Genomic DNA, 13,160 nt, shown 5'->3' with positions numbered 1-13,160 from the left:
AGGAGACACGTTGATGAACACCGACCAACATCCCGTCGATCGCATCCTGCCCAAGCGGCAGATGATCACGCTCGGCCTGCAACATATGCTCGTCGCTTACATCGGCGCGATTGCCGTGCCGTTGATCGTCGCATCCGCATTGAAGATGTCGCCCGCTGACACCACCGTGCTCATCAGCACGGCGCTTTTCTGCTCGGGCATCTCGACGGTGCTGCAAACCGTCGGCGTATGGAAGTTCGGCGTGCGTCTGCCTATTCTGCAAGGCGTCGCGTTCAGCAGCGTGGGACCGGTCATCGCGATCGGCCTGAGCCCCGGCGTCGGCTTCGCGGGCGTGTGCGGCGCGGTGATCGGCGCGGGCGTGTTCACGATGTTCGCCGCGCCGCTCGTCGGACGTTTGCGGCGTTTCTTTCCGCCTGTCGTGACCGGCTGCATCGTCACCGTGATCGGACTGCAGCTCTTTCCGGTCGCGTATCAATGGGCGGGCGGCGGTGAGAACGCGCGGCACTTCGGCGCGTTGCCGTTCCTTTGCGTCGCGTTGTTCGTCGCGCTCGTGATTCTCGCCGTCAACCGCTTTGCCAATGCGTTCCTGCGCAATCTGTCGGTGCTGATCGGACTTGTCGCGGGCAGCGTGCTTGCCTGCTCGCTCGGCATGGGCGACTTCGCCAACGTCGCCAACGCGCCGTGGTTCACGATGCCGTTGCCGTTTCACTTCGGCATGCCCGTGTTCTCCGTGGTGCCCGTTCTGACGATGATCGTCGTAATGGTCGTGCAGATGATCGAATCGATGGGTCTCTTCGTCGCGATCGGCGATATCGTCGACAAGAACATCAGCGAGGAAGACGCGGTGCGCGGCATGCGCGCGAATGGTCTCGCGAGCGCGATAGCCGGAATGTTCGCCGCGTTCCCGTTCATCGCATTCATGGAGAACGTGGGACTCGTGATCCTGACAGGCGTGCGCAGCCGATGGGTCGTGGCGGTGAGCGGCGTGCTGATGTGCGTCGTCGCGCTGGTGCCCAAGATCGGCGCGGTCGTCGCATCGACGCCTGCCGCTGCGCTCGGCGGCGCGGGCATCGCGATGTTCGGCGTCGTGGTCGCGGCGGGGGTGCAGACGCTCTCCAAAGTGGACTTCGAGCGCAACCGCTACAACGTGCTGATCGTCGGCTTCACGATCGCGACCGCGCTCATCCCGGTGATGGCGCCGCAAGTGTTCAAGCAGATGCCCGACTGGACGCGGCCCTTCGTGCACAGCGGCGTCGTGCTCGCGTGTCTCGTGTCGGTCGTGCTGAACGCCGTGCTCAACGGCGCACATGAGGAAGACGTCGTACCTGCGCCCAGCATGGTGCGCGAGTAAAACGTGTTGAAAGGACAAGCGTTCATGAACATCTCAAACGAAGCATTACTAATCAAACATCCCGTCGCGGTGATGAGCGGATTGTGTGGCGACGCCGCACGGCTCGGCAACGTCGATATTCGCATCCGCGATGGCGTCATCCGCGCCATCGCGCCGAATCTCGACGCACGCGACGACGAACGCGTCATCGATGCGCGCTCGTGCGTCGCCTATCCAGGCTGGGTGAACACGCATCATCACCTGTTCCAGAACCTGCTGAAAGCGGTGCCTTCAGGCATCAACGCCGATCTGCAGGAATGGCTCGCCGCGGTGCCGTATCCGCGGCTCGCTCGCTTCACGCCGGACCTCGCGCGTGTCGCTGCACGCCTCGGCATGGCCGAACTGCTTTTGTCGGGCGTGACGACGTGCGCGGATCATCACTATCTCTATCACGCGGAAGGCACCACGGAAACAGGCGATCTGCTCTTCGACGAAGCGGCGTCGTTCGGCCTGCGCTTCGTGTTGTGCCGTGGCGGCGCGTTGCAGGCGGCAGGCGATCATCCGGGCTTCTCGAAGGTCGCGTTAAAGCCCGAGACGCTCGATCAGATGCTTGCCGATATCGAACGCCTGAAGGCGCGCTATCACGATGCCCGCGCGACATCGATGCGCCGCGTCGTCGTTGCGCCGACGACGCCGACCTTCTCTCTGCCGCCCGATCTTCTGCCTGAGATCGCACGCGCGGCACGCGGCATGGGCTTGCGCATGCACACGCATCTTTCGGAGACGCAACGTTATGTCGATTTCTGCCGCGAGCGCTTCGACAAGTTGCCGGTCGAATTCGTCGCCGATCACGAATGGCTCGGACCCGATGTGTGGTTCGCGCATCTCGTGCATCTCGAAGCGAGCGAGATCGCGATGCTCGCGGAGACCGGCAGCGGCTGCTCGCATTGCCCGATGAGCAACGCGCGGCTTGGCAGCGGCATCGCCCCCGCACCGCAAATGTCCGCGGCGGGCGTGCCGATGTCGCTCGGGGTCGATGGCGTCGCGTCGAACGAATCGGGCAGCATGATCAACGAGGCGCATTTCGCGTGGCTCGTGCATCGCGCGGCGCAGGGCGCATCGGCGACGACGATCGAGGAGACGATTCACTGGGGCAGCGCGGGCGGCGCAAGCGTGCTCGGTCTCGATGCAGTAGGCACGCTCGAAGTCGGCAAGGCGGCGGACCTCGTTCTCTATGACATCGACGATCCGCGCTTCTATGGCTATCACGATCTCGCCGTGGCGCCCGTGGCATCGGGCGAGCCGGCGCGCGTTCGCTACAACATCGTGAACGGCCGCGTGGTCGTCGATGACGGCGTGATCCCGGGCCTCGATCTCGACGCCCTGCGACACGAAGCCGCCGAGGGCGTGAAAGTGCTGTTGGCAGATTAGAGGGACATTGCCATGGTTAGGATGCGCTTTCCGCCCGACGTGGATATGCCTGCGCTATCGAGTTGGAGGAAGTTATTCCGGCTGCGCCTGTGAAGCGCGAAACGTGCAATCACACTGCGTCACCGCTCTTCTTTCGAGACCGGTATTCCGTTGGCGACATCAGAAATTGCTTTCTGAATACCTTCGAAAATCTTTCGCCATTGGTCAAACCGGTCCTGCGCGCAATCTTGTCGATCGGCAAGTCGCTCTTAATAAGCAATTCGCAACTCAAATCGAGACGCGCACGCAAAAGATATTGCGAAGGCGTCAGACCGATCTCACGCTTGAACAGCCGCAGAAAGTTGCGCTCGCTCATCGCAACGGTGCGAGCCGCGTCGCCGACGGAGATGGGACGGCCGCAATTGCGCTCCAGCCAGCGCGCGGATTCCTGCGCTTTCTCGGCGAGCGTCGTCGTGCCGATGGTGCTCAGCATGATTGGCAGATGCTGATCGTTGGACGAGGCCAGCCGGTCTGCCAAAGCCGTTGCGATGTCATAGCCGAGATCGCGCTTCACCAGCGCCAGCGAGTTGACGAGCGCATCGCCGCGTTCGGTCGACGTCGTGCTTTTCAATGTTCCGCCAGCCCATACGCCGCGTCCCATCGAAGCCCAGTCGCGCCGGGCGACGCCCGCGGCGGCGAGCAGCGCGTCGCCATTGCCGAGCGAACCGACCGCGCCGCTTTGCGAACACGCGATTCTCAATGACTCGAGGAGACTTTCATCCGCAGCTGCGCGCGTCACGCCAGCGCCGCCTGCAATGTATAGCGCGTCGAAGCCCTGAAAGCGCTGGCCACCTAAGCGCTCGGTCCACACACAGACCGACGATGAACAAGCTATCGCGCCACCGCGGGCGGAGACGAGACGAACGCTATAGGTCACGCCATTGCTCAGGATAGCGGATTGCAACTCGTTGGCGATATGAAGCGCCTCGGCAAGCGTTCCAGCGCCCAGAAGAGAAAATCCGTCATACAACATGATTCCTATGAGCTTTGTGCTTCTCTCTTCCGCTGCATGATAGAGACCGCTCGACTCTGCATCGCCGAAGGCTGTAACGTTCGACATGGCGTTATCTTCCTATGTTTCGGTTGCAGGTCTGCGGATCGCAAGCCGTACCAATGCCGTCGATTCCGTACTATTTCGGGAGCGTAGTTTCCTATTGCATCCGTTCTTTCCGCCATGGCGGCGAAAAGCATGGTTTTGGCCGAGATCGGCGCGTTCGGCCGCGATAACAACACGACTGTTCGATCTCTTCGGCTGTTTGAAAATAAGTGCATGAAAGTTATGGAAAGGCGCTTAATACGGAGTTCGAACTATGTCGTTTCGCGCCGCCTAAACAAAAGACTGTGTTGCGGAATGACCTATTCGGATCACCTTCATCCTCCGGGATCGAAGACTCGATGATCTCCGAAACATAACTTCTATTTCCGTCATCGCCTTGTCAAAACCGGCCTCGCGGCCTGCACAGGCGGCCCGGCCAACATCTTGCCGAATTCCGTCACGCATGAAGTCGCGATTCGTGCGAAGGCTACGCTCTGTCTTGAACCGGAACGTCAAGTGAGACTTGTTATCGAGCGGCGCTTCGGTCACCTGGACGAATGCGCCATTGCGCGGACATGCGTTGGGCACCAACTCTAATTCGGAGTGGCTCACATGAGTTTCAGCACGCGATACTCGCAATACTATGATCTTTTCTATCACGAGAAGAACTACAAGGCGGAGGCCGCGTTCGTCACCGACCTGCTCGGTCGATATGGAATAGTCAGCGGCCATCTTATGGATCTCGGTTGCGGGACAGGACGCCACGCGGCAGAGCTTGCGGCCACCGGCTTTTCGGTTTCCGGCATCGACATGAGTTTCGACATGCTGGCACGCGCCGATGCGAGACGGACTTCACTTCCGGGCACGGTGGCGAAGAGACTGAAGTTTCAGCAGGGCGATGCGCGAAGCGTCCGCACCGAAGAGCTATATGACGCGGTCGTCTCGCTGTTTCATGTCGCAAGCTATCAGACGACGAACGCCGATTTCATGGCGATGTGCCACACCGCAGCGACTCATCTGCCGCGCTCAGGACTCTTTCTGTTCGATTGCTGGTACGGTCCCGCCGTGCTGGCCGACCCGCCCAAGGTTCGCATCAAGCGCGCCACGAGCGATGAAACCGCGGTAATCCGCATCGCCGAACCGCTGATGCGTCCTCATGAGAATACCGTCACCGTCAACTACACCATCATGATGACGGACGGAAAGACGCAATGCGTCGAAACCGTTCTCGAGACGCACGTCATGCGTTATATGTTCAAGCCTGAAGTCGAGTTGATGCTGGATCTCAGCGGCTTCGAAGTGCTCGACAGCGTGAGATGGATGGGCGGCGAACTTAGCGCCGCCGATCTGTCGGCGACCTTCGTCGCGAGAAAGAGATGATGCCTGCATCGCGCACGCCGGGCGCGATGCTTACGCTTCAGTAAGCGTTGGCCCCGCGCAGACCCTTGAACACCGTCGCGGCAATGATCCGCATATCGAGTGCGAAAGTCCAATTTCCCAAATAGTACAAATCATGGGCCACGCGCGCCTCCATCTTTTCGATCCGGTCCGTTTCCCCACGAAAGCCATTGACCTGCGCCCATCCGGTGATGCCCGGTTTGATGCGGTAACGATGGATATATCCTTGAACGACTTTCTGGTAGAGATCGTCATGTTCGAGCGCATGTGGACGCGGTCCCACGACCGACATGTCGCCGAGCAGGACGTTGAAGAATTGCGGCAGCTCGTCGAGACTCGTGCGCCGGAGAAACGCACCGACACGCGTCACGCGCGGATCATTGCGCGTAGCCTGTTTCAGCATGCCGGACTGTTCGATATGCAGGCGCATCGACCTGAACTTGTAGATGGTGAATTCGCGTCCGTCCGCGCCCTTGCGCCGCTGTCTGAAGAATACGGGCCCGGGCGAACTAAGCTTGACCGCGATTGCGATAACGATCAGAAGCGGCGCGACCGCGATGAGCGCCGCGAGCGCGAACAGCCGGTCGAAAACATCCTTCTGCAATAGCGCTCTTTGCGAAAGCGGCGAAGCGACGAGATTGATCGCCGCCACCCCGAGCAAATCGCTCACGCCGCTTTCGAAGAGGGCCAGGCTGCGCACGTCGGGAATGAATCGCACGTTGACGAGATCGTCGCGAAACTCATTCACGAACCGCAGAATGGCTTTCTCCTGCGATAGCGGCAATGCAAGCCAGACTTCATGCACATGCTGCTCGCGAGCGTGGCGCACGAAGGTGTCAAAATCTTCGAAGACCGGCACTGTTGAAGTTATCGGCAATTCGGGCGATGCGTTGAATACCGCGACCGTACGAAAACCCGAATGGCTCGCGCGCTCGATTCTTTTCATGATCGACTCGCAATGCCGCCCGCAACCGACGACCGCCACGTCATGAAAGTTCATCCCGGCGTGACGCATGCGCGCGAGCACCGCATGCGTGACGAGACGGCCCACGATCATCAGCGCGCCCGACATCGCAGTCCAGTACGCGAACCAGAGGCGCGAGACATCATCGAGCCGATGCAGCGAGAACATCAGCACGAGGACGCACGCCTGCACCACGAGCCATGAGAGCGACACGCGGCTCGTCAGCACGAGCTTGCTGCGCCCGCGCCACGACTCGTATACGCCGAAGCCCGGGAACAATACGAGCGAAAACGCCGCAGCAAAGGCCACGAACGGCACGTAATAGCCCGGTTCGGCGATGTTGTCGAACCTGATCCGCGATGCAACGGTGGCCCCTCCGACGACCATCGCGACATCGAAGAGCCTTGCCAGCAATCCTTGAATATCGCGCATGTCATGCCCCGCCTTCGTGAGCTTTGTCGATAACATCAGATACGGCCATAGCAGTCATCCAGCCGCACGATATCGTCTTCGCCGAGATACGAACCCGATTGAACTTCGATGATCTCGAGTTGCACCTTGCCCGGATTTTCCAGCCTATGCCGGACGCCGAGCGGAATGTAGGTCGATTCATTTTCCGACAACAGAAACTGATCGTCCCCGCGCGTGACGAGCGCGGTGCCGCGCACGACGACCCAATGCTCCGCACGATGATGGTGCATTTGGAGCGAAAGTCGTGCGCCAGGCGCCACGACGATGCGCTTGACCTGGAAACGCTCGCCATGTTCGATCGAATCGTAAAAGCCCCATGGACGACGAACCTTGCGATGCGTTTCGGCCTCGGGCGCATGCTGTTCGCGGATGCGCGCGACAAGGCGCTTGATGTCCTGCGCGTGCGAGCGATCGGCGACCAGCACGGCATCGTCGGTATCGACGACAACGACGTTCGACGTGCCGACGCACGCGACGAGCCGTCCGCCATCGGAGCGCGCGTAGCTCGACCTCGCGCCTTCGAAGACCACGCGGCCGCTTCCGACATTGCCCAAGCCGTCCTTTTCCATGGCCTCCCATACTGCGTCCCACGATCCCAGGTCTGACCATCCCGCCGACAGCGGCACGACTACGCCGTTGCAAGGCGAGCCAGCGTCGCCGATATGCTCCATCACCGCGTAATCGATCGAATCGGAAGGCACACGGCCGAACTGATTCGGACACGGACGAAAGAAATGGCCATCGGCTTTGCCGTCTTTCAGTGCCGCCGTGCATGTCGCATGCATATCGGCATTGAGATGCGCCAGGGCATCGAGCCACACGCTCGCGCGAACGACGAAGATGCCGCTGTTCCACCAGTATGTTTGTGCAGCGAGGTATTGCGCGGCGAGTTCGGCGGCAGGCTTTTCTACGAAGCGGTCGATAAGATGAGCACCCTTCTCCAGCGCTTCGCCGAGACGAATATAGCCGAAGCCGGTATCGGGACGCGTCGGCGGAACCCCTAACGTCACGATCATTCCGCTATCGGCGTAGTCCGCCGCGATCGATATCGCTTCATGCAGCGCGCCAAGATCGGCGATCGAATGATCGGAAGGCATCGCGACGAGAATCGCGTCTTCGTTGCCTTCGACGGCCGCAAGCGCCGCGAGCGTCAGCGCGGGCGCAGTATCACGACGCGCGGGCTCGACAATGATCCGCGCATCGACGCCGCATAACCGCACTTGTTCCTCGGTCGTGAAACGATGCTCTTCGCCACACACGATGATCGGATGCATATCGACGTCGAAGTCGCCGGAGAATCCGTCCATTCGTAACACCGTAGCCTGAAGCAGCGAGTCACGTCCGACCACGCCAATCAGTTGCTTCGGAAACTGCTCGCGCGACATCGGCCAGAGGCGCGTGCCCGATCCTCCCGCGAGTATGACCGGCACAATGCGACGGCAAGACTGCATAAGCGGCGCTAGCGCGTTGGCCATCGACATCGAGTCGGTCGAACGCATTGCATTCTCCATGGCTGCACTCCGTGGTGTTACGACCCATCATCGATGCGACTGATGACGGTCATATGAAGCAGGCAATGTCCGCGAGCATGGCTTGCGGAGCTTCTAGACATACTCGGCCATCATGTTCCGGACCGCGGCCACCGCTTGATCCTGCTGCGCTTCGGTTAGTGCAAGTCCGCTCGGCAAATAGAAACCGCGCCGGCTCATGCGCTCGGCGACCGGATAACTTTCGCCCTCGAATAGCCCTTGCTTGCGAAATACAGGCTGCTCGTGCATGGGCCAGAAGAATGGCCGCGCGCTAACGCCCGCATCGGCGAGTATTGCGCGTGCTTCGTCCGCGCCGATGGGCAGGCGATCATCCAGCACCACGCCGAACACCCAATAGATGTTCTCGGCATAGGAACACGCAACAGGAGCAAGTTCCAGGCCCCTTACATCATGCAAAAGCGCTTCGTAACGCCGCCCCAGTGTGCGCTTTCTCGCTATGCGTTCATCGAGCTTCTCGAACTGCGCAAGCCCGACCGCAGCCTGAAGACTGCTCATACGATAATTCCAGCCTAGCTCCTCATGCACGAACCGCCTCTCGGGCTTGAAGCAAAGATTTCGCAAACTCCTTGCGCGCGCCGCCAGTGCATCGTCGTCGCAGAGAATCATGCCGCCTTCGCCCGTCGTGATGTGCTTGTTCGCGTAGAAGCTGAAGCAGGAGATATCGCCGAAGCTGCCGCATTGCTTTCCTTCATAGGTGAGCCCGATAGCCTGCGCCGCGTCTTCGATCACAGCCAGGCCGTACTTCTTCGCGAGGTCCAGCACCGGCTTCATGTCGACCGGCAAGCCGAAGGTATGTACGGCCATGATCGCGCGCGTGCGGCTCGTGATGGCCGCTTCGATTTTCGCTACGTCCATGTTCCATGTATCCGCATTCGAATCGACGAGCCGCAGTCGCGCGCCGGTTCGAACGATCGCCGATGCACAGGAGATGATCGTGTGCGTCGGGATGATGACTTCATCGTCCGGCTCGAAACTCAGTGCAGCGGCGGCGACGTCGAGCGCCGCGCTTCCGTTTGCGACGGCGATCGCATGCTTGCGGCCTACATATGCAGCCATTGCGCGTTCGAAGCGCTCGACGAATACGCCGTCCGACGAGATCCAGCCGCTTTCGATGCATTCGTTCAGGTATGTCCTCTCGTTTCCCTCGAGCAGGGGTTCGTTTACTGGAATCATCAGGTCCCTCTCCTGGTGTCAAGATCGATGCTCGATGGCTCGTCTGAGCCGGTCCGTTCAAGGACGAATCGATCCCGTAACGGCCTGCATGCGTTCACGCAGCATAGGATTGGGGAAAGCCGCGCCAGGCGGGGTGGCCGAATCTGCCATGACGTTGGCTGAGGCGGGTCTCGCGGGTAATGAGCCGTCCATGGCGCATAGATGGCGGCCGCGTCATCGATGACGAGAAAGCCCGGTCGCGACAATACCTTGCCAACGTCCGCCACAAGCTGATGATTGACCGAATGCCTCGCTAATCTGGCAATCGCACATCGGGCCTCACGTTCCGATCAACGCACATCAATGGACGATTGAGCACCAACATGAATAAAGGCTCTCGGATATTTATTGCCGGGCATAAGGGCATGGTCGGCTCGGCCCTTCTCCGGCATCTCGCCAGTCGCGGCTATCACCATTTGGTTACCCGTTCCAGACAGGAACTCGACTTGCTCGATCAGCGCGCTGTGGCCGATTTCTTTGCGCACGAGCGCATCGATGTCGTGCTGCTCGCCGCTGCGAAGGTCGGCGGCATACACGCCAACTCCACTCAACCGGCCTCGTTTCTCTATGAGAATCTCGTCATCGAAACGAATGTGATCCACGCGGCCTTCAAAAAGCGCACGCCCGAGCTGGTCTTCTTCGGTTCGTCGTGCATCTACCCGAAGTATTGCCCTCAACCCATCAAGGAAGAATATCTGCTGACGAGCGCCTTCGAGCAGACCAACGAGGCATATGCAATCGCCAAGATTGCGGGGCTCAAGCTGTGTGAGGCATATAACCGCCAGCATGGGATGCGGTATATCTCGGTGATGCCTACGAACTTGTACGGTCCGAACGATAACTATGATCTGCAGAACGGGCACGTTCTGGCCGCGCTGATCCGAAAGGCACACGAAGCGAAGCTGAACGGACTCCAATCGATCTCCGTCTGGGGATCGGGCTCGCCGAAACGGGAATTCCTGCACGTCGACGATCTGGCGTCGGCGGTATTCGCGTTGCTCGACAGCCATAACGCCGAGGGCATGTTCAATATCGGATGTGGACGCGACATAGCAATCGCGGACCTCGCCCGCCTCGTCTGCGACGTCGTAGGCTTTCAGGGCTCACTGGAATTCGATAGCTCGAAACCGGATGGCACGCCGAGGAAATTGCTGGATGTATCCAGGCTATCCGCTTTGGGCTGGACGCCCACGATCTCGCTCAGAGAAGGCATCGCGGCCACTTATGCCGACTTCACGAAGAACGCACGGCGCACCGGGTACGTCGACGCGTGACGCTGGTATTCACGCGAACATAATCAACAGGAATCGAACATGTTTCGCATGGTGGTGGATCAATTGAGGAAACTCCGTCGTAGTGAAACATTCAAGTACTCGCTTGCCGCGCCCAGCCGCGCGATGTTGTTTGCACGGCAGCGGCAGAATCACGGTGTGTTTTCGATCGAGATCAGGGAAAACTGCGGCTTCTTCGCGATCATGCAAATGGTTCTCTTCATCCTTATGCACTGTGAAGAGAACCGCCTGACTCCGCGAATTTCGGCGCGAGGCGGCCTGTACGGCGATGTGAAAGGAACGATCGACTGGTTTTCGGCGCTCTTCGAAAGCGTCCGGCCGGAGAACGGGCACGCCACGTCGCATAAGGTTCGGACATCCACCGTGCGCGATCCGGTTCAACTGGGTTTCCGGCAACGGTATGACGCAGCGCTTCGTCTGCGAAGCGCGAGCGATCTGTTCCGCTCGTATTACCGGCCCGCGGCGCACATCCGCGAAGAAGTCGAATCGACCTGCGCAAGACTCGGGATCAGCGCCTCCACGTTGGGCGTGCACTTCAGAGGCACTGACAAGAAGTTTGAAGCGGTGACGCTTCCGTGGGTCGATTTCTGCCGGCTTGTCGATAAGACGCTCATGCTCAACCCGCAATTGACCAACATATTTGTTTCCAGCGACGAGCCGGCTTTCATCGAATTCTTCAGCGCGTGGCCGTTCGAGCGTCCGATCAATGTCGCGCCCGCGAAACTGTTATCCAACGGCGATAAGCCAGTGCACTTCAGCGGTCATCCCGGGCTGGAGATCGGACGAGAAGCGCTGGTATCGAGTCTGCTGCTTTCGAACTGCGGCCATCTTGTGAAGATGCCGTCCTATCTGTCGGCCTGGTCAAAAATATTCAATCCTGACTTGCCAGTGACATTGGCTGCGCCGCCAAAATCCAGAGAGTTCTGGTTTCCCGACAGTCAGATCTGGATTGGGCAAGAGCAGAACATGAGCGGCGTCCCCGCCTGAAGCACTCACCGTTCTCTAAACCGGCGAGAGGTTACTTTCGACGTGCCATACCGCTATAGAGCGGCCTCGCCGTGCGCGGCTCGGCGCGTCTGTTCTCTCGCGATGTGAGGAGCACGGACACGAGTTGAAACGTGACGAGAACGGGCACCACGTAAGCGACCGCGACCATCAATGACCCGCGCAGGACGAACACGACGTAGAACGACAGATAGCATCCCAGCGCTCGCCGAAGCGGTATCGGCGATTCGACCAACGCGTCGGCGCGGCGCGAGAAATAACCCAGCAAGAAACCATAAGCTACGACGCCCGCCCACGAAAAATCGAAATAGCCTTCGGCAGGCAACGGCGCGGAAAGGTTTAGAAACCACATGCTGTAATTTCGCTGCAGATATTCGCCCACCAGAATCGCGGTCGCCAGAGGCTTGTCGGGCCAGACAGTGTGTGGAACGAAAAACAACAGGGAGCCCGCGAGCTGCCTGCCCGCATTGATTCCTTCCCGACTCACCATTTCCACAATGGCTTCCGTATTGGCCCACGCGTCATAGGTCGTGGATGCGAAGTGCTCCTCGAAGAAGCTCTCTATCGTGGCCCCAGAAAGCGGCCACTTATCGATTCTGCTGTTCGTGAACAACTCGGAAAAAGGAAAAAACAGTCCGCTCAAAACGAAGATTGCCCAGAACACTCGGGATGGACTCTTGAGGTGCCGCTGAAACGCCAATGCGAGCAGCGTGAGATAGATGGGACCGAGTGCGTTTCGCTTTTCCGTCAGCGGATTCTGGCAAATGAGTAGCAAGACGAACGCGAAAAGCGCGAGCGCAATCCACACCAGCCCGATTCGACGAGGACGATGCAACACGATAAGAATGAACACGGGCACGATCAGAAAGAAAAGCACCTTCGCGCGAATCATGTCCAAAGGGGTGACGTCGATTCCGTCCAGATCGCCGGCCTGCAGTTGGCTGGCAAAATTGAATGCGCTCATCGCAGCCACGACGCAGATCGCCAGAGCCGGAATAAGCGCCGCATAACGGATCGCCAATGGTTCCGAAGCGCGGGCCGTCGACGCTTGAATCGTGCGCGGAAGAAGATGTCGCGCGCCAAGGTAAGTGACAATGAAAACGATAAATATGAGATTCGCATGCAGCGCCGAAGTGTCGTCGAAGGGCATCGTATTCACGAGCACTTGCGCGTCATGCGCCAACTGAAGAGCCGGTGCGAGTATCAGGAAAGTTATCTCGAACACCACGACAGATGCGTCCGCAAACGACGGCTTGCTGTCGAACAAGTGCATGCCGAGGTGAAAGAGGACCACGCCAAGCAAGAGAACGTGAGACACGAGCATCAGCGGGCTATGCCCGGGACTCATCCCCAGGGTATAGAACTCGGCCGCGAACAAGAAGATACCCAATGCAAGATATGAAACCACGTTCGCCGGACTTTTCATGTGGCC

At 59.6% G+C, this 13,160-nt stretch carries 10 protein-coding genes; 5 read left to right on the top strand and 5 right to left on the bottom strand.

Annotated elements, in window-relative coordinates:
- The first annotated feature begins 13 nt into the window (after positions 1-13).
- Positions 14-1,351 (top strand): nucleobase:cation symporter-2 family protein, encoded by a 1,338-nt coding sequence (locus NCS02_RS28415; protein WP_250520242.1) that lies wholly within the window; start codon positions 14-16, stop codon positions 1,349-1,351.
- Positions 1,352-1,381: 30 nt separating this feature from the next.
- On the top strand, positions 1,382-2,761 hold the full coding sequence (locus NCS02_RS28410) for an isoxanthopterin deaminase (RefSeq protein WP_502800908.1): 1,380 nt from the start codon (positions 1,382-1,384) through the stop codon (positions 2,759-2,761).
- 109 nt (positions 2,762-2,870) lie between these two features.
- Here the strand turns inward: NCS02_RS28410 and NCS02_RS28405 are convergent, their stop codons facing one another.
- The gene (locus tag NCS02_RS28405) at positions 2,871-3,860 is read right to left on the bottom strand and encodes a GlxA family transcriptional regulator (protein WP_008346313.1); all 990 of its coding nucleotides are present in this window, start codon (positions 3,858-3,860) and stop codon (positions 2,871-2,873) included.
- Between the two features lie 588 nt (positions 3,861-4,448).
- Here NCS02_RS28405 and NCS02_RS28400 point away from each other — a divergent pair.
- Complete coding sequence (locus tag NCS02_RS28400) at positions 4,449-5,216, top strand: class I SAM-dependent DNA methyltransferase (RefSeq protein WP_175980251.1); 768 nt, start codon at positions 4,449-4,451, stop codon at positions 5,214-5,216.
- Positions 5,217-5,253: 37 nt separating this feature from the next.
- Here the strand turns inward: NCS02_RS28400 and NCS02_RS28395 are convergent, their stop codons facing one another.
- The 3 genes from NCS02_RS28395 to NCS02_RS28385 form a co-directional block, all read right to left on the bottom strand.
- On the bottom strand, positions 5,254-6,630 hold the full coding sequence (locus NCS02_RS28395; protein WP_175980252.1) for an undecaprenyl-phosphate glucose phosphotransferase: 1,377 nt from the start codon (positions 6,628-6,630) through the stop codon (positions 5,254-5,256).
- Between the two features lie 35 nt (positions 6,631-6,665).
- Positions 6,666-8,168, bottom strand: coding sequence for a mannose-1-phosphate guanylyltransferase/mannose-6-phosphate isomerase (locus NCS02_RS28390; protein ID WP_502800907.1), 1,503 nt, complete (start codon positions 8,166-8,168; stop codon positions 6,666-6,668).
- Between the two features lie 105 nt (positions 8,169-8,273).
- Complete coding sequence (locus NCS02_RS28385; protein ID WP_008346305.1) at positions 8,274-9,392, bottom strand: DegT/DnrJ/EryC1/StrS family aminotransferase; 1,119 nt, start codon at positions 9,390-9,392, stop codon at positions 8,274-8,276.
- Between the two features lie 362 nt (positions 9,393-9,754).
- Between NCS02_RS28385 and NCS02_RS28380 the strand changes: the two genes are divergently transcribed.
- Together NCS02_RS28380 and NCS02_RS28375 are read left to right on the top strand one after the other, a co-directional pair.
- Positions 9,755-10,705, top strand: coding sequence for a GDP-L-fucose synthase family protein (locus tag NCS02_RS28380; RefSeq protein WP_250520241.1), 951 nt, complete (start codon positions 9,755-9,757; stop codon positions 10,703-10,705).
- Positions 10,706-10,744: 39 nt separating this feature from the next.
- Positions 10,745-11,710, top strand: coding sequence for an O-fucosyltransferase family protein (locus NCS02_RS28375; protein WP_250441348.1), 966 nt, complete (start codon positions 10,745-10,747; stop codon positions 11,708-11,710).
- Positions 11,711-11,741: 31 nt separating this feature from the next.
- On the opposite strand, the gene NCS02_RS28370 is transcribed toward NCS02_RS28375, so the two are convergent.
- Positions 11,742-13,154, bottom strand: a complete 1,413-nt coding sequence (locus NCS02_RS28370; protein WP_250520240.1) for a hypothetical protein — start codon at positions 13,152-13,154, stop codon at positions 11,742-11,744.
- Positions 13,155-13,160 lie beyond the last annotated feature (6 nt).

The sequence above is a fragment of the Caballeronia sp. NCF2 genome (assembly GCF_023631205.1).
GTDB classification, from domain to species: domain Bacteria; phylum Pseudomonadota; class Gammaproteobacteria; order Burkholderiales; family Burkholderiaceae; genus Caballeronia; species Caballeronia zhejiangensis.
This window is presented reverse-complemented; position numbering and strand designations above follow the sequence as displayed.